This window comes from Streptomyces sp. AK02-01A (genome assembly GCF_033795305.1).
Taxonomy (GTDB): domain Bacteria; phylum Actinomycetota; class Actinomycetes; order Streptomycetales; family Streptomycetaceae; genus Streptomyces.
Window position 1 is genome coordinate 1 of sequence record NZ_JARBAE010000031.1, and the last position, 22576, is coordinate 22576.

Below are 22576 nucleotides of genomic sequence, written 5' to 3' on the forward strand. Positions count from 1 at the left end.
CGGCACCGGCATCCGCGCCCTCGACGAAGACGGCACCCCCTGCTCCTCCGACTACTACCTCCGCCTCACCGCCGACGGCGGCCGCATGCTCAAAGGCGAAATAGCGCCGACGGCCACCCGGCCGACCCGGCCGACGCTCTGAGAGCGGAACACAGCGGAACACAACAGCGCACACGAACACGCGGGCCGCCGGGACACACCCGGCGGCCCGTGCCATTCCGGCGCCGTGCGGCGGGAGTTCAGCCGGCCGGCAGATGCCGGGCCCGGCCCTCCCGGCCCCGCAGGCGTGGCGTGAACGTCGCGTGGAAGATGGTCGACGCGGCTCCCACCGCGGCGGCCTCCGCGCTCAGCACGGACGGTTCGACCTCGACCCGCCGCAGCCGTCTCGCCGTCGGGAACTCATTGACCGTACGGGCGATCTCGTCGAGATAGAAGTCGGCGACATCGTCGGTGAAGAAGGGACCGCCCAGCACGATCAGGTCGATGTCCAGCAGATCGATCAGCCCCAGCGCTCCTCGGCCCACCGCCTGCGCCACCTCGCGGACGGCGGCGGCAGCCGCCGGATCGCCGGCCGCGGCCGCCTCACCCACCGCCAGATAGGCGGCGGTGCTGCCCGACGCGGTCGGCACCGGGCGCATTCCGCCCCGTACGGCGAGATCGGGCACGGACACCGGCGGATTGCACTCGGGCATCATCTCCGGCCGGCCGTCCTTGTCCACCCGCCCCAGTGCGATGGCACAGAGCTGGCCGAACTCCCCGGCGTTGGAGCTGACCCCGCGGTAGATGTCACCGTTGAGATAGAGCCCGGTGCCGACCCCCGTACCGAGATAGAGATAGGCGAAGTCCCTCGCCCTGCGGTCCCGGCCGATCCACCGCTCACCGGCGGCCGCCGCGGTGGAGTCCTTCTCCATGAGGACGGGACAGGGAAAGTGGTCCTTGAGCAGATACAGCAGCGGGAGATCACCCCACGCCGACATCAGCGGCGGTCCGAGCACCGTGCCCGACGCGATGTCGACCGGCCCCGGCACGGCGACACCGATGCCGAGGAAGCCGTCCTCCCGCACCGCGCCGCGCGCCTCGGCCAGTGTCTCGCGGCCCAGCTCGGCCACCCGTTCGACGAATTCCGCCGGATCGGTGTCGGCGCTGACCGGCCGGGTACGGGTGCAGACGATCGCGCCGTCGAGATCGATGACGACGGCGGTGAGCACCTCCGGGTCGATATGGATGCCGAGCGCGTGCGCGGCCGTGCCGCACAGCCGCACCGGCGTACGCGGCTTGCCGGAGGTGGCACGGCGCTGCGCGTCCTCGATGAGAATGCCCCGGTCCAGCAGCGAGCGGGCGATCCGCGACACCGACTGCTGGGTGAGACCGGTCCGGTGGGCGATCTCGCCGCGTGTGATGGTGCCCGAGAGCCGTACCGTCTCGATGACGACGCACTCGTTGAACGAGCCCAGATCGATCTGGTTGACCCCGCTCCACGACTGGCTCTGCGCCGCGCCGTCCGTGGGACGGTCCGCGCCGAGATGCCCGGCGACGTTCTCGCGCAGCCAGCGCACCGCCGCGCACGGGCCGTCGGGCCGCGCCGTCGCGTATCGCTCCAGCTCGGCGGCCAGATCGAGATAGACGCGGCGGGACGACTCCGGATGGCTGGTGCTGTCCAGCGCGATCATGGCGCGCAGAAAGGTGCGCCAGGTCGAGCGCGCCGGGATGTGATGGCGCGTCACCGGTCCCTCGGGCGGCGCCGATGGCGCCGTACCGTCCGCTCTGTCCCAGAGCGTGATCGCGTGCAGGCCGAGGTCCGGATGGCTGTCGCTCGCCACGGCCAGATAGTCCGCCAGCCCGTCCTCCGGCTCGCCACCACCGTTGTCCCTGGGCGGCGCCGAGGTCAGCGCCGCCTCCAGGGCCCGGTCGAGTCCGCTGAGCACATCCGTACCGATCACCGTTCCGGCGGCGGCCGGTGGCGCCGCTCCCTGCCGGGTGCCCGCGAGCAGCACGGCGCGCACCGGGTCCACATACAGGCCCATGACCCATACGTCGGCGCCGGGCAGCGGCGGTCTGGTCGGTACCGACGGGGCCGGCGCCTCGTCGGGAGTGAGCCGCCAGCGGCGTCTGATGCCGGCGACCGTGGCGTGCGACAGACCCAGTTCCCGTGCGACGGCCCGGGAGGCGCCGCTGCCGCCGGGCGCCAGCAGCGTACGAGTGACGACCTCCGCCTCGTCCACCGTGGCGGGCCGGCCGGTACGCGGACGGTGTTCGAGGCCGTCGATGCCGGCGCTCGTCCAGCGCTGCCGCCAGCTTCCGACGGTCTGCCGCGAGACCCCGAGACGGCGGGAGATCTCCGCGTCGCGCAGCCCGTCGGCGGCGAGCAGTACGACGCTCGCGCGTGTCGCGAGCGGGCCGCCCTCCTCGGCCCAGCGGCGCAGGACGGCCCGGTGCTCCGGAGGCAGGAAACCGAGCGGAGCGACGTCCGGACGGGCGTCAGGCACCGGTGCCTCCCGCACTGCGGTCCGCCGCACCGCGCGCGCCGCGTACCAGCCGCAGTGTGAGGATCTGGAACGGCCGCAGTGTCAGCGCGACCGAGCCGTTCTCGCACGGACGGACGGCGAGCGTCTCCTCCAGGAGATCCGTCTCGTACACCGCCGTGACCGGGAAGGCGGCGGTGAGCGCCGTCCGGGCCCGGCCGCCACGCGACTCGTAGAGCCGTACGACCACATCGCCCGAGCGGTCGTCGGCGAGCTTCACCGCCTCCACCACCACATCCGGATGGCCGACGGAGACCAGGGCGGGCGCGGCGGGACCGGCGGGACCTGGGCGCAACGGCAGATTGAGCGCGTATCCCTCGGCGATCGCGTCACCGACCTCGGCGCCGGGCCGCACGGTGTGCCGGAAGTGCTGGGGCCCGCGGTCGGCATGCGGATCGGGGCTGTGCGCGGAACGCAGCAGCGAGAGCCGCACGGTGGTGGTGGTCCCCGCGTCCTCGCGGGTGTGGCGCGACACGTCGTAGCCGTAGGTGGAGTCGCCGGCCAGCGCCACGCCCCAGCCGTGCTCGCCGACATGGATCCAGCGGTGCGCCCAGATCTCGAAACGGGCCGCGTCCCAGCCGGTGTTCTCGTGAGTGGGACGCTCGACATGTCCGAACTGGATCTCGCCGCTGCTGTGTTCGGCGTGCACGTCCAGCGGCCAGGCGGCCTTGAGGATGGTGTCCTGCTCGCGCCAGTCGACCTCGGTGCCGATGGCCAGGACCCGGCTGCCCGCGGTCAGGGACAGCTCCTGCTCGATCGTGGACCGGCCGGTGCTCCGTACCACCCGCACGGACGCCAGCAGCGGTCCGCTCTCGGTCACTTCGATGTCACCAGCCCGGTCCAGGTCACGACAGGTGGCGCGGTACTGGGCGTCGAGATTCCGCGCGCTCCAGCGCGCCGGGTCGTCGCGGTGGAGCTGGAGCAGATTGCCCGCGGCGCCCGGCGCGATGGCGTCCCGGCCGGTGGCCAGATCCAGCACGGAGCGTACGAGTCCGTCGGCGTCGATACGGATCCGCAGGAGTCCGTTGTCCAGTAGCTGACCGCCTCCGTCCACGGGCCGGACGGTCACCGGCGCGACACCGGACGGCACCGGTCCGGCGGGACCACGTCCGAGGGCCGGTGCTTCGGCCAGGACGGCGGTCCGGCCGTCGGACAGTCTCTGCCCGCCGTCCACCGGGCCATCGGCGTCGAGCACGACCACTTCGCGGCGCGGATACGGACCGGCGTTGAACACGGAGACACCGGCGGCGGATCCGCCACCGGGAGCGCCGACGGCGCGCCGGATCAGCCGGTCGAGACGGCGGTGGATCTCCCGGTAGGTCTGCTCGGCCTCCTGGTGCACCCAGGCGATCGACGCGCCCGGCAGGATGTCCTGGCACTGGTGCAGCAGGACCTTCTTCCACAGCGTTTCGAGCTCGTCGTACGGATACGGGATGTTGTCCCGTACGGCGGCGGTCGCCGACCACAACTCGGCTTCGCGCAGCAGTGATTCGCCGCGGCGGTTGCCGCGCTTGGTGCGTGCCTGACTGGTGTACGTACCGTGGTGGTTCGCCAGGTGCAGCTCGCCGCGCCACACCGGCGCGTCCGGGTACTCGTCGAGCGCGTCCCGGAAGAAGCGCGCGGGATGCTGGAGGTGCACGCGTGGTGCGCCTTCGAGGTCGGCCAGCCGGCGGGCGCGCTCCAGCATCTCGCGGCTGGGGCCGCCGTCGGCGTGGCCGAAGGGCATCAGCGAGCGGGTGCCGCCGCCCTTGTCGGCGTACGCCGCGACCGAGTCCGCCAGCTCACCGCCGGTCAGGGCTGGGCTGTGAGTGCCGGCGGGCGGGAAGTGGCTGAAGATACGGGTGCCGTCGAGACCCTCCCACCAGAAGGTGTGGTGCGGCATGGCACCGGTGTCGTCCTTCGCGAGCTTCCGGCCGAGGAACCAGCGGGCCCCGGCGAGCACGGCGAGCTGCGGGAAAGCGGCGCTCACGCCGGATGATTCCGGCAGCCAGACCCCGTCGGTGTCGGTGCCCAGCTCCTCGCGGAAGAAGCGGCGGCCGTACACGAACTGCCGGACCAGTGCCTCGCCGCCGGGCAGATTGCCGTCGGGCTCCACCCACATCCCGCCGACCGGCGCCCAGTTGCCGTCGGCGACAGCCTTGCGCACCCGCTCGAAGACATGCGGATGGTGGTCCTTCATCCAGGCGTACTGCTGGGCGGAGGAGGCGGCGAAGGTCAGCTCCGGATACTCCTCGGCCAGCGTGGTCATGGTGCTGAAGACCCGGGCGCCCTTGCGTACGGTCTCCCGCATCGGCCACAGCCAGGCGGAGTCCGGCCGGGCGTGGCCGACGGCGGCGACGGTGTGCGCGGACTCGTGCGCGCGACGGGCCAGTACGGGAGCGAGGATCTCGCGGGCATGCGCGGCGGTGCCGGGGACATCGCGCGGGTCGACGGCGTCGACGGCGCGCTCCAGCGCGCGCAGGATCTCGTACCGGCGCGGCAGTTCCTCGGGGAGCGCGTGCGTCAGCCCGTTCAGGACATCGATGTCATGGATGAGCTGCCAGATGTCCTCGTCGCGGACCGCCAGATCGGCGCGGAGCAGACGGTAGAGCGGTTCGTCGCCGACGGTGACGGGGTCGCCGTAGTGTGTGCCGGCGCCGGAGCCGGCGTCGATCGACGGATTGGCGGCGGCCTCGATGAGCAACCGCACCTGCTCACCGCCGCTCGCGGCGGCCGAGACGGTTAGGGACCGATGGTGCCGATACAGCCCTTGCAGTGGTGTGCCCTGCGCGTCGTGCACAAGGCCCTCGGCGCTGCCGCCGGAGCCGTACTCCCGGTCGGCGTCCTGGTCGAAGCCGAGGTCGAAGACCGCTTCCACCCGCCGCCCGGCCCAGCGCTCCGGGACGGTGGCCCGCACCTGGAACCAGGTGGTCGACCAGGGCCCGCCCCAGGTGTCGCCGACGGCGAACGGCGTATAGCCGGCCCGCAGGGCCACCTCGACGGGGACCGGCTCACCCGGGATGTGCCACGCGCCGACGTCCAGCGGAAGCCGCTCCGTATACAGCGCCGGACGCAAACGGCCGGCGAGGAAATGGGCTGTCCGCGCCTCTCCGGACTTCCTGCGGTCATGCATGGGCGGCCCTTCCTGTCCAGCCAGTAACCGCCATGTAAAACCAAGAGTGTTATCAAGTCAACGCCTTTCTCCATTCCTTCTTCTTCCAGGTGGTGAGGGCCGGTTGAGGAATTGTCAGGTAATTAATCTGCCGAAAAGTGAGGTCATTGGAAAGTAAATGGACTGACGTCCGGGACAAAAAGAACGGCGGGGAGGCCGCCGCCTCCCCGCCGTCCGCTCAGGGTCCCGCTGACCTGCTCCGGGACATGTCTCAGTCGCTCACCGGCTCCGGCCTGGCGCAACTGCTCTCCACCCGCAGAGCCCTGCCTTCCCGGGCCGAGTCGAGCAGCGTCAGCATGATGTCGAGGACATGGCGCGCCAGTTCGGCGGACGCGCGGTGCGGACGGCCGGCGGCGAGCGCCTCCGCCAGATCGGCGAGTCCCGTGCCGCGCCCGGCGCCGGTGTATCCGGCCGAGACCGGCAGGGTCTCCCAGCGCGCACCGGACCTGTGCAGCTCGACAGGGCCGTCGAAGCCGTTCGGGTCGGGCACCGAGAGCGATCCGCCGGTGCCGTGCACCTCGATGCGCGGCAGCCGCGCGGCGTGGATGTCGAAGCTCATCACCAGTGTGGTGAGCGCGCCGTTCGCGTGCTGGAGGACACCGGTGACATGCGTGTCCACCTCGACCGCGAACCGCTCGCCGGCCCGGGGCCCGCTGCCGATCTCGCGCTCGGCGCGCGGCCGGGAGGCCGCGCCGGTGACCCGGACGACCGGCCCCAGCAGATGGACGAGCGCGGAGAGGTAGTACGGACCCATGTCGAGCAGCGGCCCGCCGCCCGGCCGGTAGTAGAACTCCGGGTCCGGGTGCCAGCGTTCATGTCCCGCGGTGGTCATGAAGGCGGTCGCGGCGACCGGAGTGCCGATCAGTCCGTCGTCGACCGCCTTGCGCGCCGTCTGGACGCCGGTGCCGAGGACGGTGTCGGGCGCGCAGCCGATGCGCAGTCCGTCGGCTGCGGCCGCGGCCAGCAGCGCGTCCGCCTCCTCGCGAGTGGCGCTCAGCGGTTTCTCCCCGTAGACGTGCTTGCCCACGGCGAGCGCGACCCGGGCCACCTCGGCATGGACCGCGGGGATCGTCAGATTCAGTACGGCGTCGACATCGGAACGGACCACCAGATCGGCCACCGAGCCGACGACCTCGGCCCCGGGCACCCGCGCGGCGGCGGCCCTGGCGCGGCTCGGGTCGAGGTCCGTGACGGCGGTGAGCGTCACATTCTCCAGCCGTTCCAGCGTGTCCAGATAGGCGCCGCTGATCTTGCCCGCGCCGACCATGCCGATTCTCAGCGGCTCGCCCACAGCAGTCCCCTCTCGGTGAGCGCCCGTACCTCGGGCACGTCGAAGTCGTCCGGCTTGTGGCCGATGGCGGAGACGAAGACCCGGCCCGCGCCCCAGGACCTGGTCCACACGGCGGGCATGGTGACCGGACGGGACCGGTCAGCGTCCGCCTCGAACTCCGTTGTCGCCAGGACGTCGATCAGCGGATCGGTGACCATCCAGTACTTCTCCGTATGCACACGGAAGTCCGCGAGACCGGCGATCACCGGATGGTCCGTGTGCTCCTCGACCAGCGTCACCGCGTGGTCGGAGAAGCCGTGCGGATGCGTCAGGAACTGTCCGCCGGTGAGCAGTTGATAGCCGACGTCACCGCGGAAGGAGTCCACGATCCCGCCGTGCCAGCCGGCCAGCCCGGTGCCGGCGCGGACCGCCGCGACGAGCCCCGCGCTCTGCTCCTCGCTGATCTCGCCCATGGTCCAGCACTGGACCACCAGATCGGTGGCGGCGAGCAGTTCGGCGTCGCCGTAGACATCCAGGCTGTCGGAGATCCGGATGGCGTAGCCGTGTTCGCGCAGAAACGGCAGGAACAGCTCCGTGATCTTCACGGGCTCGTGTCCCTCCCAGCCGCCCCGTACGACAAGAGCCCTTCGGGCATCGGATGTCACGGTCGTTGCACGCTCCCGTCGGTGTTGCGCAGCAGGGCCCAGCGGTCGTGCTCCAGTGGCTCGGGCACGGGATGGCGGCGGGCGGCGGCCTCGTCGAAGTCGACGCCGTGGCCCGGTGTCTCATGTGGTGCGAGGCCACCGTCGGAGGCGGTGATCGTGCCGGGGAACACCTCGGCGACCGGCGGCTTGAAGACCGCGGCCTCCTGGACACCGAAGGCATGGCTGCTGATGTCCAGCGCGAGGGTGGCGGCCTGGGCGACGGGGCTGACATCGGCCGGTCCGTGCGGAGCGAGCCGGACGCCGCGCAGCTCGCAGAAGGCCGCCAGCTTGCGGGCCGGTGTGAGACCTCCCAGGGTCGGCACACGCACCCGCGCGAAGTCGATGGCAGGACCTTCGAGCAGCGGCAGGAACTGGCCGACGTCGCTGAAGAGTTCACCGACGGCGAGCGGTACGGAGGAGCCCGCGCGCAGCGCCGCGAAGTGCGACGCGTCCTCCGGAGCGAGCACGTCCTCGACGAAGTACAGCCCGGCGCCCTCGACCCGGCGCAGGAAGTCCCTCGCCTGGCGCGGGTCGAGCCGCTCGTGTACGTCGTGCAGCAGCTCCACGTCGTCGCCGACGCGCTCCCGGACCTCGGTCAGGACGGCCGGCACGGCGCGTACATACGCGGCGGAGTCCCACGGCACATCGCGACGGCGCAGCGCGCGGGCGTCGGTGGCGCCGGCCGCCTTGGTGCCGTAGGTGTCGGAGCCGGAGACGGCCGCCTGGACGCGCACATGCCGGTAGCCCCGTTCCACCGCGGCCACCACCTTGTCGGCGATCTCCGCGGCGTCGGCGCCGTCGACATGGGTGTAGGCGTCGGCGCGGGCGCGGACCTGTCCGCCGAACAGGGAGTACAGCGGCGCGCCGAGCCTCTTCGCCTTCAGGTCCCACAGGGCGACATCGATACCGCCGAGGGCGTTTCCGGTGAGGGAACCGCCGCGCCAGTAGGCGCTGTTGAGCATCAGCCGGTGGATGTCCTCGATGTCGTCGGGATCGCGGCCGACGAGCAGCGGCGCCAGATAGTCGTCGAGCACGGATCGCACGGCGAGGGTGCGCTGCGGATCGCTCGCACAGCCCAGGCCGTACAGCCCCGGTTCATTGGTCTCGACACGGACGATGAGATGGGGACAGCCGTGCGGGGCCGTCAGGAATGTGCGTACGGCCGTGATGCGGATCTTGGCTCCGCGGTCCTCCACCCAGGGAGCCTGGGCGAGAACAACATCGGAGCGGGCATCAGGCTGAGCCATGCGAACTCCAGCGTACAGATGGCAGGATGGTGTACCGCCACTTGAACGTAAGGAGCGACGAATCAATTTGTCAATGACTCTACCAATTATCGACCCGAACGGCTTCAGTGGCGGCCGAGCCGTTTGAGGAGAGTGCCCAGTGAGTGGGCGGCCTCCGTGACCGCGCGGGCCACCTCCTCGGCCCGCGCGTCGTCCATCCGGCTCTTGGGCGCCGAGCAACTGATCGCGTCGCCGCTTCCGTGTCCGGTGCCGAGCGCCACGGCCACACACCGGATGTCCGGCGAGTTCTCGCCGTCCTCCGTCGCCCAGCCGCGCAGCCGTGCCTCCGCGAGCTGGTCCAGCAGTTCGTCCGGGTCGGTGACAGTGTCCGGAGTGAGCCGCTCCAGCGGCCAGTTGAGCCGCATCCGCACCTCCGCCGCGTCGTACTGCGAGAGCATCGCCTTGCCCAGCGCGGTGGCGTGCGCGGGCAGCCGCCGGCCCACCGCCGAGTACATCCGCAGGGCGTGCCGGGACTCGCGTTTGGCCAGGTAGACGACGTCCGTACCATCGAGCCTGCCCAGGTGCACCGACTCGCCCGTCTCCTCCGCGAGAGCGTCGAGAACCGGTCCGGCGACGCTCGCGACATCGTCACCCTCCAGATACGCCGTGCCCGTCAACAGGGCCTTGAGGCCAAGGCTGTAGCGGGTGCCCGACGGATCGAGATCCACCCAGCGGCGTGCCTCCATCGTGCGGAGGATCGCGTGCAGACTGCTCTTGGGCACGGCCATCGCGCCGGCCATCTCGGCGAGCGAGAGCCGGGCGCCCTCCGCGCCGAGCAGTTCGAGCACCTCCAGCACCCGAGCGGCGGACTTGACCTCTTCGGGCTTGCGCCCGCGCGCTGCTGCTGCCACCGATTCCACGGAACCTCCGCTTCCCGCACCGGCGCCCCTCGGCGTTCCGGTCAGCACGAATCTCGACGTGCGTCTTGACGCTATATCACCCCGACCATAAGTTCAGTCACTCCAACGTCATTCGGCCTTCTGAACGGTTGATCCTTAGGTAGGGGCGATGCGAATTTCTTTTGCGCGCAATGTCCGGCTCGCGGTGATCGCCGCGGCCACCGCGCTCTCACTGACCACCCTCTCGGCCTGCGGCGGATCGTCCGGCTCCGGCGGTGACTCCACGTCGCTGGAGATGTGGACCTTCAAGCAGTCCCATGTCGGTGCGCTGCGCAACGCCGCCGCCGAGTTCAAGAAGCAGACCGGCATCTCGGTGAAGATCGAGGCATACACCCCGGACGACGCCTACAGCACCAAGGTGCAGAGCGCCACGAAGACCGGTGACCTGCCGGATGTGCTGGAAGTGCACTCCGACGGCGAGGACCGGGTGTTCGGCGCCGCCGGGATCGTCTCCGACCTCAGCGCCGACTTCAAGGGCGAGTGGGCGGGCCGGATCCAGCAGGAAGTGCGGCAGTCCGGCCTCGTCACGGACCAGCGGTTCAAGGACTCGGAGCCCGACACGGCCAAGGACCACGGCATCGAGAAGGGCGCCCGGTACAGCGTGCCGCTCACCGTGGGCACCTTCGGCATCGTCTACGCCAACAAGAAGCTGCTGGCCGAAGCGGGCATCACCGAACCTCCGGCCGACTGGGAGCGGTTCCTGGCCGCGCTGAAGGCGACCACCGCGAAGAACCCGAAGACCGGCGGACTCGCACTCGGCCTGAAGGTCCAGTCCACCGGGCTGACCTGGGTGCTCCAGCCACTGGCCTTCAGCCAGCTCGGACAGCGGGCCTACGAGGACCTGTTCGGCCAGGACAAGAGCGCCGACTTCGCCTCGCCGAACGGCCTCAAGGTGCTGAACATGTACGACCAGCTCACCCCGTACTGGATGCCCGGCACCCAGAGCCTCACCATCGACCAGGCCGACCAGGCCTTCGCGCAGGGCAAGGCGGCCTTCGGCGTCGGCGGCACCTTCACCCTCGCCTTCCTCAAGCAGAACGGGATGAACCCCGACGACGTGTTCGCCTTCGGGCTGCCCTCTCCGAAGGACGGCGCCGTACCGAACCGCGCGCTCGGCCCGCTGGCCCTGACCAGCCTCAGCCTCAGCGCCACCAGCGGCCAGCCGGACAACGCCAAGAAGTGGATGGAGTATCTGTCCCGGCAGGATGTCGCCGCGCGGTTCGCCAAGGACGCCTCCGACGTGCCGGCCACCGAACTCGGCGCCGACTCCGCCACGGTCCTCGGCCCGGCGCTCTCCGCCATGGTCGAGAGCTTCAAGGGCACGCCGCAGAACACCTACGACCCGAACCGCGGCAACGAGTTCCGCGCTCCGGGATACGAACAGGACGACGCCGGCGCCATCCTGGCCGACCTCACGCCGCTCAAGCAGCAGTCCGTCGAGGTGACCGCCGACAAGCTCCGCAAGCTCAACGACTCCTTCTGGGCGGCGGCGCAGTGACAACGGCTCCCCGACAGGCCGTGCCGGGGGCGGCCGGGAGCGGCGGCGAGGACCGCCGCCCGCCGGCCGGCGCCCCTGGCACGGCCGGCACATCACTGAGCCGGCGCCCGCGTTCGTACGAGACGCTCACCGGGTACCTGTTCGTCGGTCCCGCGGTGGTCCTGTTCTGCGTCATGGGCCTGTACACCGTGGGATACGGCTTCGCGCTCAGTTTCGCCACCTGGAACGGATTCACTCCGGACTGGAAATGGGTCGGCCTCGACAACTACGCCGATCTGCTCTGGCGCAGCCCCGTCTACGCGCCCCGGGCGCGGCACGCGGCGCTCAACACCCTCTGGGTCATGATCGCCTCGCCGGTCCTGACCGTCGCGGTCGCCTTTCCGCTCGCCGTTCTGCTGAACCGGATCAAGCGGTTCCAGTCGGTGCTGCGCTCGGTGTATTTCCTGCCGTACGTGACCAGCGGTGTCGCGGTCTTCTTCGCCTGGCAGTACATCCTCCAGCCGGACGGCGCGGTCAACTTCCTGCTGGACGGTCTGGGCCTCGGCTCCCTCCAGCAGCCCCAGGGCTGGCTCGGCAATCCGTCCACCGCACTGCCCACCATGATCGTGGTGACGGTCTGGGGACAGGTCCCGGTCGCGATGCTGCTGTATCTGACGGGCCTTCAGGGCATCGACCGCAGCGTGCTGGAGGCCGCGGAACTGGACGGCGCCGGCTGGTGGCGTACCAATGCCTCGGTGGTGTGGCCGCTGGTCCGCCCGATCACCGCCGTCGTCGTGCTGCTCAATCTGCGCGAGTCCCTCCAGGGTTTCCAGACCTTCCTGGTGATGACGAACGGCGGCCCCGGTGACCACACCAATGTGCTGGGCCTGGAGGCGTACCGCCTCGCGTTCCTCAAGGACCTCGCGCCCACCCTGGGGCTCGCCAGTGCGCTCGGCTGGATTCTGTTCGCCGCCGCACTGGTCCTGGCCCTGATCAATCTGCGAGCGCTGCGGAGCAAGACATGACATCGCTTTCCCTCAAGGCCCGCCCCGGCCCGCCCGACGAGAACGGTGCCCGCACCCGCCGGGCCGTCGCCCGCACCGTCGTCGGCGTACTGCTCGGGCTGTATGGCCTCGTCAGCGTCTATCCGTTCCTGTGGATGGTGTCGGCCGCCTTCAAGGACCAGGTCGAGGTCGTCCGCGGCGGGCATCTGATCCCGCGGAACCCGACGCTGTCCACGCTCGTCGACACCTGGAACGAGCTGCACTTCTTCGACTTCTTCCTGAACAGCCTGCTGGTCACGCTCTACACCGTGGTGCTGACGCTGGTGATCTACGCGGCGGCCGGCTACGCCATCGCCGTCCTGCGCTTCCCGGGCCGCGGCGTGCTGCAGAAGCTCTTTGTCTCGCTGCTGTTCGTGCCGGGCATCACGGTGATGCTGCCGATCGTGCTGCTGGAGAACAAGATGGGCATTCTCGGTACGCACTTCGGACTGGTGCTGCCCTTCGTCAACGGCGGCGCACCACTGTCCGTCCTGCTCATGACCGGCGCCTTCCTGGCCGTACCGGCCGAGCTGCGCGACTCCGCGCGCGTCGACGGAGCGAGCGAGCTGCGGATCTTCACCAGCGTCTATCTGCCGCTGGCCAGACCCGCGCTGATCACGGTGGCGCTGCTGACCGCGATTCCGACCTGGAACGAGTTCCTGCTCACCCGTGTCTCGCTCAACGACCCGTCCACCTACACACTGCCTCTGGGACTGCAGACACTCTCGGCGGAGAACGTGCCGCACTACAACCAACTGATGGCGGGCGCGCTCATCGTGGTCATTCCGGTGATCGTGCTCTTCGTCAGCCTGCAGCGGTACTTCGTCAACGGGCTGGTCGGGGCGGTGAAGGGCTGATGCGTGTGCTGGTCACCGGAGCCGCCGGCCATATCGGAGGCTTCGTGCTCGACGACCTGCTGGCCCGCGGTCACCAGGTCGTCGCCACCGATCTCGTTCCCGTCGACGACCCGCGCGTCGAGTGTGTCCACACCGGCGATCTCCGGGATCCTCAACTGGTGCGCAAGGCCATGGACGGCGCCGAGGCGGTCGTCCATCTCGGCGCCATCCCGCACCCCAACTCGGACGACGACGGCGCGCTGTTCGCCACCAACTGCCTGACCGCGCACCGGGTCCTCGACGAGGCGGGCCGGCACGGCATCGGCCGGGTGGTCGCCGCCTCCAGTCTGTCCGCCGTCGGACTCGCCTGGTCGCCGGTACCGCAGTCGCCGCGGTACGTACCCGTGGACGAGGAACACCCGACCCTCGTCCAGGACCCTTACGGACTCTCGAAGATCGTCCTGGAGGAGATCGCCCGCGCCACCCATCGGCGCTACGGGACCGACATCGTCTGTCTGCGGTTCCCGTTCACCGGGACCGGTGAACGGCTGACGCGTCAGCTCGAAGCCGTACGGTCCGACCCGGCGGCCCACCGGAGGGACCTGTGGGGCTGGCTGGACACCAGGGACGCGGCCGAGTCGATCCGCAGGTCGCTCGAAACAGAGCTGCGCGGCTGCCATGTCCTCAATGTCGCGGCGGCCGACACCTCCTCTCCACTGGCCACGGCGGCGCTCATGGCACAGCACCACCCCGGTGTGCCGGCGTTCGCCGAACTGGCCGGACACAGCTCGCTGTTCGACACCGGCGCCTGCGCCCGGCTGCTGGGGTTCGCGCCCCGGCACGGATGGCGCACCGGTCCTCCTCTCCTCACCGAAGAGACCCCGGAAGCGACCCCACAAGGAGAAAACTGATGTCTCCCACCCCCCACCGCGAGACCGGTACGACCCGCAGAACCTTCCTGGCCGGCACGGCGGCGGTCGCCGGAGCCGCCGCGCTCGGAGCGTCGCCGGCAGGGGCGTCCGAGCCCGTCCGGGCCGCCGCCGCGCTCTCCACCGACGTCCACATCTTCTACTACCCGTGGTACGGCTCGCCGAAGATCAACGGCTCCTACCGCCACTGGCCGCAGGGCGGCCTCACTCCGCCGAACGGCATATCGTCCGACTTCTATCCCACGCTCGGTCCTTACGACTCCGCCGACCGCGACGGAGCCGTCACCCAGCACATGAACTGGATGCGCCAGGCCGGCACCGGTGTGCTCGTCACGAGCTGGTGGGGCCGGGACAGTTACGAGGACAGGCTGTCCAGGATCCTGCTGGACGTCGCCAACGCCCACGGCCTGAAGGTCGCCTGGCACATCGAGCCGTACTCCGGCCGTACCGCCGCCTCGGTCGCCGACGACGTCCGCTACATCAACACCACCTACGGAAGCCATCCCGGCTACTACCGGGACGCCGCACACGGCAACCGCAACGCCTTCTACGTCTTCCAGAGCCTGAACATCACCGACTGGGCGCCGATCGAGGCCGTCAAGAGCCAGGGCATCGTGCTCACACAGACCACCGATGTCTCCAAGGCCGCCCACTTCGGCGGCATGTACACCTACGACGGCATCGCCGCCGCCTCGCTGCCGGACTGGAGCGGTGTCGACCGCTTCTGCACCGCGAACGGCCTGGTCTGGTCGCCGTCGTTCGGCCCCGGATACATCGACGACCGCGCCGTGCCCGGCAACACCACACCGACGGTCGAGCGGGCGAACGGCGCCACGTACGACAGGGTGTGGCAGCACACGCTCACCAGCGGCGCCACCGGCAAGCCGCCGGCCTGGGTCAGCATCACCTCGTTCAACGAATGGCACGAGGGCAGCCAGATCGAGCCCGCCACCGCCAACCCGCCGGCCGGCCTTCCCTACCAGTCGTACAACGGCGCGTACGGCACGACCGGCGCCGCGGCCGAGAGGGCCTATCTCGACCGCACGCAGTACTGGGTCCAGCGGTACGTGGCGGCGCGCGCCGCCCGCTGACCACCCTCCATGCGAGAACCCCGCCGCGTGGCCGCCCGGGAGCGGCCGCGCGGCGGGGCGTCCCGTGCTGTCCCTCTCCCGACCGGTTCCACGCTGTGACATCGCGCCAGTACGCAGACGGCGGGCGGGCCGACACCGCCGGCCGCGCCACTGTCCACCGACCCCGGAGGCCGACATGTCCCGTCAGAGATCCGTGCGGAAGAGATTCCGTCTTCGGCTGCCCGTGTTACTCCTCATGATCGCCGCGCTGATCGCACCGGCTGCGGCGACCGCCGCTCCGCGCGCCGCGGGTCCCGGCATGTACCCGCACGGAATCGGCGCCGATCTCGGGCCCACTCCCAGGACACTGGGCGTCACACCCAGCGCCGGTGACGATCCGTCAGGTCTGGTCACCGGTGAACTCGACGGCAGGACGTACTGGGAGACCGACACCGCGGCCGGCACCGGCCATCTGGACTTCGACCTCGACGACGACTACGTCGCCGCGCTCGCCTCACCGTCCGCCGTCTTCAGCGTCACCTACCGCGACAGCGGCGCGGGCGCCCTCGTCCTGAGTCCGGCGGGCGGCGCGGAACCCGCCAGGGTCACCTTCACCGGCACCGGCGGATGGAAGACCAGCACCTTCGACATCGCCGTCGCCGACGCGAAAGCCGGCGCGCTCCGGCTCAGCGGGACCGACGGCGACGCGGCCCGGGACATCACCGTCGCCGCGGTCCGTGTCGGCACGCCCGGCGCGTCCGTCACCCTCGGCGCCGCGGTGAGGTCCGACGGCGTCACGCCGCGAGCGGGCGACGGCTCCACCGGCCTGGTCACGGGCGAGCGGGACGGCCGCGGCTTCTGGCGGACGGACCGCACCGCGCCGCCGCCCGGCCTCGGCTTCTTCTACATGAACGTCTCCGACACCTTCCTCTACGACACCACCGACACGGTCCTGGTCAGCGTCGACTACTTCGACGAGGGCAACGGCGCCTTCGGTCTGCACTACGACTCGCCGGGCGACCGGATCATCGACATGTTCAAGCCCTCCGACGTCTTCACGCACGGCGACACCAAGACCTGGAAGACCCACACCTTCGCGCTCGACGACGCCCTGATGACCAACCGGTCGAACGGCTCCGACTTCCGGCTGCACACCGCCGACTCGGCCGTGGAGCTGAAGGTCGCCGCCGTCCGGATCACCGTCATCCCGGCCGAACTCAAGCCCACCGAGGGCCTCGAACTGCTCATCGCCGACGCCCGGCGCGCCCACACCGCCGCGCGCGAGGGCGACCGGGACGGCCAGTACCCGGCCGGCGCCAAGGACACACTGGCCGCCGCCATCGAGGCCGCGCGGCGCACCGCCGACGCCGAGGACACCACCGAGACACAGCTCAAGGCGGCGCTGCGCACACTCGACGAGGCGCTGCGGTCCTTCCGCGGCTCGGCCGTCAGCAGCAACCTGGCCCGTGGCGCCGAGGCCACCGCGAGCAGCACCGCACCGGCCGGATCACCACGGGCGGCGACCGACGGCGACGCGGGCAACGGCTGGACCAGCGGCTCGGGCGGCGCCGGCGAGTGGCTCCGGGTCGACCTCGGCGGGGTCACCGAGGTCAACGAGGTACGGGTCACCTGGGGCGGCGACTTCTCGTCCGACTACACCGTCGAGATCTCACGCGACGGTACGGGCTACCGGACCGTGGGCCGCCACGGCGGAAGCGGCGGAAAGACGGTCCGTACCGCCTTCGCCGGCCAGGACGTCCGCTACATCCGGCTGACGGTCTCCGGCTACGCGGCGGGCAGCGAGAGCGTCACGGTCGGCGAGCTGGAGGCGCGCGAGCAGCGCACCGTGCGTCCCGAGCCCCGGCTGATCAGGACCGTCAACCCGGTCGAGTCGCCTGTCGTGGCCGACTTCGACATCCGGGACTACGACGGCGCCGACCCCCAGGGTGTCAAGGACTCCACGGACGCCATTCAGCAGGCCCTCTACGACTGCTACGACGCGGGCGGCGGCACGGTCTGGCTGCCGTCCGGCACCTACCGTGTCACCCGCACCGTGGAGGTCCACTCGTTCTGCACACTGCGCGGCGACCGCCGCGATCCCGACCGGGGCAACGGGAGTTACGGCACGGTCGTCTCCGCCGATCTGCCGCCCGGCGCGGACGGACCCGTCCTCTTCCGTATCGGCGGCAGCGCCGGGGTCATGGGCGTCACCACCTACTATCCGCGCCAGAGCGCGACCGACCCGGTGCCGTACAACTCCACCTTCGAGATCCCGGGCGACGCGTGGATCGGCAACGAGAACTACATGATGGCCACCGTCGCCGAGGTGACCATGCTCAACTCCTACCGCGGTGTCGGCGTCAGCACGATGCCCAACGACCAGGGACTGGCGCCCAGCGCCGGACAGGTCCACGAGTCGACGACCCTGCGCGACATCAAGGGCACCGTTCTCTCCGAGGGCTTCCGTGCCTACAACGGCGCCGACGTCGGCACCTGGGAGAACATCACTCTCGACAACGGCTACTGGGCGAAAGCGCCCGCCGCGTACCACCCGCCGCGGCGTGCCGCGCTCGACGCCTGGACCCGTGCCCATGGCACCGGATTCGTCCTCGGCGACCTGGAGTGGGACCAGTTCTACAAGATCAAGGCCGCGGACTACCGGACCGGCATCCGTATCGTGCCCGGCCAGCGCGCCGCCTTCACCGGCAGCTTCCTCCAGGCCGACATCCGCCGTACCGATGTCGCCGTCGACGCCGAGAGCTTCGACGCCCGCTGGGGTCTCTCCTTCGCGGCAAGCACACTGGAGGGCAGCGAGGCCGCTGTGCGCAACCAGGCCCAGGCGTATGTGAAGGTGACCGACACCAAGCTCAGCGGCGCGGTCTCCGGCATCGTCCACCGGATGTCCGGGACGGTGCCGCGCTACGAGCGGTCGGCGCTGCCGAAGCCGGCCAGGGCCGCGCTGTACGACGTGACGCGCGCGCCCTTCGAGACGCCGGTCGCGCACGGCGGCATGCCGACGCGTGACGCGACCGCGCGCATCCAGCGGGCCCTCGACAAGGCCGGCCGGGACGGCGGCGGCACGGTCTATCTGCCGGCCGGCTGGTACCGCGTCAACGGCCACCTCCGGGTGCCGGCCGGTGTCGAACTGCGCGGCGCCTCCGCCGTACCGAACCGCGATCTCAACGGCGCGAGCGGCGGCACGGTCCTGATGGCGTACGAGGGCCGGAACACACCGCGCCCCGACACGGCCACCGCGCTGATCACTCTGGACGGCGAGAACGCGGGTGTGCGCGGGCTGCGGGTCCTCTATCCGGAGAACAACCCGGCGGCGGACGAGGCGCGGGGCCCGGTGCCCTATCCGTACGCGGTGCGCGGCGACGGCACCGGTACGTACACGATCGACATCGGTCTGCCCAACGCGTGGAACGGCGTCGACATGGCCACGCACCGCAACGACCGGTTCGTGGTGCGCAAACTGTCCGGCGCGGTCTTCAACCGGGCGATCAGTGTCGGCAGGAGCGACCGCGGCCGGATCGAAGGTGTGCTGAACAATGGCAACGCGGTCAGCAGAGTCGGCTACGCGCTGCCCGGCTGGGTGCAGGAGAGCGATATCTTCCCGCAGGTCATCGACGATCCGATGCGCGAGCAGGCGCGGATCGTGACCGTCGACGGGGCGAGCCGGCTCACCGTGTTCAACGCCTTCGCCTACGGCTTCCACCACGGTCTCGTGGTCACCTCGGGAGATGTACGGGCCTTCAACCTGGGCACCGACAATCTCGGCGCCGACGGCTTCACGGTGAAGGCCGACGGCGGCGATGTCACCGCCGTCAACGTCCTGCGTTACAACGGCGCCACCAGCAGCGGGACGGCGAGGCTGTTCAACATCATGGCCATCAACATGGCGCAGCGGACGGTGCGCGCGGAAGCGGACCCCGCCGGAGCCGGCACGGTACGGCTCAGTGGCAACGAGTCCGAGCCGGGGCGCTACGAGGCCGGAAGCGGTGTCACCGCCACCGCGGTTCCGGCGGCGGGCCGGCGGTTCCTGAACTGGACCGTCGACGGCGAGGAGATCTCCCGGGAGCCCGAGGTCACTCTGAAGATCACCGAGGACCTCACGGTGACCGCGCACTTCGCACCGCCGGCCGTGGGCTGAGCGGCTGAAGCGGTGGTCACCGGGGGGCTTCCGCACCTCGGTGTCCACCGCCCTGTCCGGGCCGGGACGCTCGCGTTAGGCTGCGGGCGTTCCAGCCACCAGCCAAGATGTGGAGACCGCGCACGATGGACACTGCCTCGCGCCAGACCGGCGAACTCAGCTACCGGGACGCCACGGCGGCCGATGCCGAGGCGCTCGTCGCCCTCGTGGAGTCGGCCTACCGCGGGGAGAGCAGCCGTGCCGGATGGACCACCGAGGCGGACATCCTGGAGGGACAGCGGACCGATCCGCAGGCGGTGCTCGAAGTGATCGAGTCGCCCGGCAGCCGGCTGCTGGCCGTCGAGCAGGACGGCGAGCTGATCGCCTGCTGTCATATCGAACACCGCGGTGAGGCCGCCTACTTCGGCATGTTCGCCGTGCTGCCCGCGTTGCAGGGCGCGGGCGTCGGCCGGCGCGTCATCGCCGCGGCCGAGCGCATCGCGTGCGAGACCTGGGGCGTCTGCAAGATGCAGATGACCGTGATCACCGCGCGTGAGGATCTGATCGCCTGGTACGAGCGGCGCGGCTATCGCCGTACGGGAAAGCTGATCCCCTTCCCGTACGGCGACGAGCGCTTCGGTATCCCGCAGCGGGACGACCTGAAGTTCGAGCTGCTGGTCAAACCGCTGGTGTAGGACCGGCTCGCCGGGCCGCGCCACGTTCTCACCGCCGCTCAGGCGGTGGACCGGTCCGCTCGCCGGATCTCCGGGAAGTCGGTGGTGGCTCCGTCGAGCCGGAACGCCCGGGCGAGCTGGAGCTGTTCCCGGGTGTTCACCACCCAGCCGATGACCCGAAGGCCCTCGGCGTGCGCCCGCTCGACGACCTCCAGGGTCAGCCTGCGGATGTTCAGCGCCAGCGTGGCGGCGCCCACCGCCCTGGCCCGGTCCACCACATCCGTGCTCCAGCGGCTCGCGATCAGCACCGTGCGCACGCCCGGCACCAGCGAGCCGATCTCGGCGACCGCCTCGTCGTGGAACGAGGACACCTCGACTCGTCCGGCGAGCGCGCGCCGGTGCATCACCTCGGCCAGCGCGCGCGCCGCCGCCGCGTCCTTGATCTCGGCCTGGAGCGGCGACCGTACGGCGTCCAGTACCTCTTCGAAGACCGGGATCCGCTCGCCTCCGCCGGCGTCGAGCTCCCGCAGCTCCGCCAGGGTCTGTCCGGAGATCGCGCCCGTACCGTCCGTCGTACGGTCCACCTCGGTGTCATGCATCACGACGAGCGCGCCGTCCTTGCTCAGATGCAGATCCAGCTCGATGGCGTCCATGCCGGCCCGCTCGGCGTGCGCGAAGGACCGCAGCGTGTTCTCCGGTTCGACACCCATCACTCCACGATGACCGATGATCTGGAAACTCAAGATTCGCTCGCTTCCGTCGACGGCGCCTCGCGCGCCGTGCCGCGTCGGCACGGTGACAGTCCGGTGATCCTTCCCGCAAGGTCCGCCGCGTCGCGCCGCGTCCCAAGGATGCGGGCCGGTCACGTGCGGGAGAGCATGAAGGCCACACGGAGCTTCCCATGACGGCGATGGATGCGTGCGTCCAGGCCCGTTGTCACAGGAAAAACAGCGGTGACCATGAAGGTCGGCAGGATAATTTGCCATGCCTTCTGTTGTATAGGAGAACGAGGGGCCTATACGGTGTCTTTACGGCTCGACAGCCCCCCGGCTTGATGGATCGCGCCAAGTTCTTCGGTGGAGGAAGTGACATGACGGAAATTCTTGCGCAGGGCGCCGCCTCAACGGGCATAGCCAGTGCTGCCCGGGTGATCGAGCACCAGGCCTGGCCCGTGCTCAAGCGCGCCGTCGAGGAGATCCGTCCCTGGCAGTCCAAGGACGGCTCGATCGACTTCGACGCCGAGGGCGCTCCGTCCCGCGCCGTCGCCGAGGAGGCCGTCGGCCGTGTGATCACCGCCGTGGCAGAGCTCTCTCCGCTCCTCCCGCACGACGCCGCGTACCACGCGGCGCTCGTCGCGGACCTCCGCAAGTGGACCGACGGCGCCTTCGGCGTCCCCGACTTCCTGGACTCGCTGCTCGCCTTCCGGCCCGCGGCGGACCGGGCCGACGGCCGCCAGCATCTCGCCGTCTTCCCCATGTACACGCAGAACGGCAACCCGGACCGCAATCTGGAAGCGGTCGTGCTGCGCATGGTCTGGCCCGAGTGGCTCGCCGAGCTGGAGCGCACGCGCTACGACAACCCTCTCTTCTGCGGCATCACCTTCGAGGACTTCACCTCGGGCTACGACACCAACTCCGCGGTGTTCTTCCCGGAGACCATCTCGGTCCGCGAGGCGCCCGAACGGTTCAGTTGGGGCGGGATCTTCTGCGACCGTGAGGCCGCCCGCTTCCGCCGGGTCACCGACGCGGCCGTCCGGACCCTCGGCGTACGGCTGCCCGACGACATCCGCGAGCTGGTCGACGACCAGGACCGCTGCCAGCAGGCCTTCGTACTCTGGGACATGGTCCACGACCGGACGCACAGCCATGGCGACCTGCCGTTCGATCCGTTCATGATCAAGCAGCGTCAGCCGTTCTGGATGTACGGCCTCGAAGAGCTCCGCTGCGACCTCACCGCGTTCCGCGAGGCCGTCCGGCTGGAGGCCGACGGCGTCGCGCAGGGCCGTGACGTCCAGTACGCGGTGCTCTTCGACCGGATGTTCCGCTTCCCGGTCACCGGCGAGCGTGTGCGCAACTACGACGGTCTCGGCGGCCAGCTCCTCTTCGCCTACCTCCACCGGCACGACGTGGTGCGCTGGACGGACAACACGCTGCACATCGACTGGGAGCGCGCTCCGCAGGTCACCAACCAGCTCTGCACGGAGATCGAGGACCTCTACCGGGCCGGTATCGACCGTCCCAAGCTGGTCCACTGGTTCGCCGCGTACGACCTGGTCTCGGCCTATCTCGCACCGCATCCCGGATCGCGCTGGGCCAAGGGCCCCGACGCCCTCGACCTCACCCAGCCGCCCCGTAAACTGGTGGACGACGTGCTCCCGGACGAATTCCCGCTCAGCATGTTCTACGAGGCGCTCGCCAAGAAGCTCAAGGGCGTGATCGCCTCCACCAAGGGGATCACCGCGGCGAGCACCGGGCGAGCGGCCGCGTGAGCCATGGCGGAGCCCTGGTGACCGAGGACGACGCGGCGAGGCGCGGTGCCGGGGCACACGAGCCCGGCGCGACCCACAGGAGAGGCCCAGTGAGC

Annotated in this window: 15 protein-coding genes and 1 pseudogene; 9 read left to right on the top strand and 7 right to left on the bottom strand. The window is 70.5% G+C overall.

Features of this window, described 5'->3' with window-relative positions; all coding sequences use genetic code 11:
* Positions 1–142 (top strand): annotated as a pseudogene (locus PV679_RS24930) (xylosidase); the annotation flags it as partial.
* A gap of 97 nt (positions 143–239) precedes the next feature.
* On the opposite strand, the gene PV679_RS24935 reads toward PV679_RS24930, so the two are convergent.
* From PV679_RS24935 to PV679_RS24960, 6 genes are all read right to left on the bottom strand, one after another.
* Complete coding sequence (locus tag PV679_RS24935) at positions 240–2486, bottom strand: ROK family protein (protein ID WP_319682618.1); 2247 nt, start codon at positions 2484–2486, stop codon at positions 240–242.
* Positions 2479–5634, bottom strand: a complete 3156-nt coding sequence (locus PV679_RS24940; protein WP_319682619.1) for an alpha-mannosidase — start codon at positions 5632–5634, stop codon at positions 2479–2481. Before PV679_RS24940 ends, PV679_RS24935 begins: the two co-directional genes overlap by 8 nt.
* 250 nt (positions 5635–5884) lie before the next feature.
* Positions 5885–6964, bottom strand: coding sequence for a Gfo/Idh/MocA family oxidoreductase (locus tag PV679_RS24945; protein WP_319682620.1), 1080 nt, complete (start codon positions 6962–6964; stop codon positions 5885–5887).
* On the bottom strand, positions 6949–7608 hold the full coding sequence (locus PV679_RS24950; protein ID WP_319682621.1) for a ThuA domain-containing protein: 660 nt from the start codon (positions 7606–7608) through the stop codon (positions 6949–6951). The genes PV679_RS24945 and PV679_RS24950 overlap by 16 nt, the downstream gene beginning before the upstream one ends.
* A complete protein-coding gene (locus PV679_RS24955) occupies positions 7605–8894 on the bottom strand; it encodes an enolase C-terminal domain-like protein (protein ID WP_319682622.1) in 1290 nt (429 codons plus the stop codon). The genes PV679_RS24950 and PV679_RS24955 overlap by 4 nt, the downstream gene beginning before the upstream one ends.
* Before the next feature lie 104 nt (positions 8895–8998).
* Positions 8999–9784, bottom strand: a complete 786-nt coding sequence (locus tag PV679_RS24960; RefSeq protein ID WP_319682623.1) for an IclR family transcriptional regulator — start codon at positions 9782–9784, stop codon at positions 8999–9001.
* A gap of 157 nt (positions 9785–9941) precedes the next feature.
* Here PV679_RS24960 and PV679_RS24965 point away from each other — a divergent pair, with 157 nt between their 5' ends.
* The 7 genes from PV679_RS24965 (at position 9942) to PV679_RS24995 (ending at position 20014) form a co-directional block, all read left to right on the top strand.
* Complete coding sequence (locus tag PV679_RS24965; protein ID WP_319682624.1) at positions 9942–11330, top strand: ABC transporter substrate-binding protein; 1389 nt, start codon at positions 9942–9944, stop codon at positions 11328–11330.
* The gene (locus tag PV679_RS24970) at positions 11327–12334 is read left to right on the top strand and encodes a sugar ABC transporter permease (RefSeq protein WP_319682625.1); all 1008 of its coding nucleotides are present in this window, start codon (positions 11327–11329) and stop codon (positions 12332–12334) included. The genes PV679_RS24965 and PV679_RS24970 overlap by 4 nt, the downstream gene beginning before the upstream one ends.
* Positions 12331–13209, top strand: coding sequence for a carbohydrate ABC transporter permease (locus PV679_RS24975; RefSeq protein WP_319682626.1), 879 nt, complete (start codon positions 12331–12333; stop codon positions 13207–13209). The genes PV679_RS24970 and PV679_RS24975 overlap by 4 nt, the downstream gene beginning before the upstream one ends.
* Positions 13209–14099 carry an NAD(P)-dependent oxidoreductase gene (locus PV679_RS24980; protein ID WP_319682627.1) on the top strand — a complete coding sequence of 297 codons (891 nt, stop codon included), beginning with the start codon at positions 13209–13211 and terminating at the stop codon, positions 14097–14099. Before PV679_RS24975 ends, PV679_RS24980 begins: the two co-directional genes overlap by 1 nt.
* On the top strand, positions 14099–15208 hold the full coding sequence (locus PV679_RS24985) for a glycoside hydrolase family 99 protein (protein WP_319682628.1): 1110 nt from the start codon (positions 14099–14101) through the stop codon (positions 15206–15208). The genes PV679_RS24980 and PV679_RS24985 overlap by 1 nt, the downstream gene beginning before the upstream one ends.
* Before the next feature lie 175 nt (positions 15209–15383).
* Positions 15384–19340: a discoidin domain-containing protein gene (locus PV679_RS24990; protein ID WP_319682629.1), complete on the top strand. Its 3957-nt coding sequence runs from the start codon at positions 15384–15386 to the stop codon at positions 19338–19340.
* A gap of 125 nt (positions 19341–19465) precedes the next feature.
* The gene (locus PV679_RS24995) at positions 19466–20014 is read left to right on the top strand and encodes a GNAT family N-acetyltransferase (protein WP_319682630.1); all 549 of its coding nucleotides are present in this window, start codon (positions 19466–19468) and stop codon (positions 20012–20014) included.
* Between the two features lie 38 nt (positions 20015–20052).
* Here PV679_RS24995 and PV679_RS25000 read toward each other — a convergent pair whose 3' ends face one another.
* A complete protein-coding gene (locus PV679_RS25000; RefSeq protein ID WP_319682631.1) occupies positions 20053–20703 on the bottom strand; it encodes a glycerophosphodiester phosphodiesterase in 651 nt (216 codons plus the stop codon).
* A 380-nt stretch (positions 20704–21083) separates the two neighbouring features.
* On the opposite strand from PV679_RS25000, the gene PV679_RS25005 reads away from it, so the two are divergent.
* Positions 21084–22481: a DUF6421 family protein gene (locus tag PV679_RS25005; RefSeq protein ID WP_319682632.1), complete on the top strand. Its 1398-nt coding sequence runs from the start codon at positions 21084–21086 to the stop codon at positions 22479–22481.
* Positions 22482–22576: the final 95 nt, after the last annotated feature.

Bases quoted from the DNA above. Each gene is read 5' to 3' on its own strand.
- PV679_RS24940 (WP_319682619.1), bottom strand. From the start codon at position 5,634: ATGCATGACCGCAGGAAGTCCGGAGAGGCGCGGACAGCCCATTTCCTC.
- PV679_RS24955 (WP_319682622.1), bottom strand. From the start codon at position 8,894: ATGGCTCAGCCTGATGCCCGCTCCGATGTTGTTCTCGCCCAGGCTCCC.
- PV679_RS24965 (WP_319682624.1), top strand. From the start codon at position 9,942: ATGCGAATTTCTTTTGCGCGCAATGTCCGGCTCGCGGTGATCGCCGCG.
- PV679_RS24975 (WP_319682626.1), top strand. From the start codon at position 12,331: ATGACATCGCTTTCCCTCAAGGCCCGCCCCGGCCCGCCCGACGAGAAC.
- PV679_RS24980 (WP_319682627.1), top strand. From the start codon at position 13,209: ATGCGTGTGCTGGTCACCGGAGCCGCCGGCCATATCGGAGGCTTCGTG.
- PV679_RS24985 (WP_319682628.1), top strand. From the start codon at position 14,099: ATGTCTCCCACCCCCCACCGCGAGACCGGTACGACCCGCAGAACCTTC.
- PV679_RS24990 (WP_319682629.1), top strand. From the start codon at position 15,384: ATGTCCCGTCAGAGATCCGTGCGGAAGAGATTCCGTCTTCGGCTGCCC.
- PV679_RS24995 (WP_319682630.1), top strand. From the start codon at position 19,466: ATGGACACTGCCTCGCGCCAGACCGGCGAACTCAGCTACCGGGACGCC.
- PV679_RS25000 (WP_319682631.1), bottom strand. From the start codon at position 20,703: ATGGGTGTCGAACCGGAGAACACGCTGCGGTCCTTCGCGCACGCCGAG.
- PV679_RS25005 (WP_319682632.1), top strand. From the start codon at position 21,084: ATGACGGAAATTCTTGCGCAGGGCGCCGCCTCAACGGGCATAGCCAGT.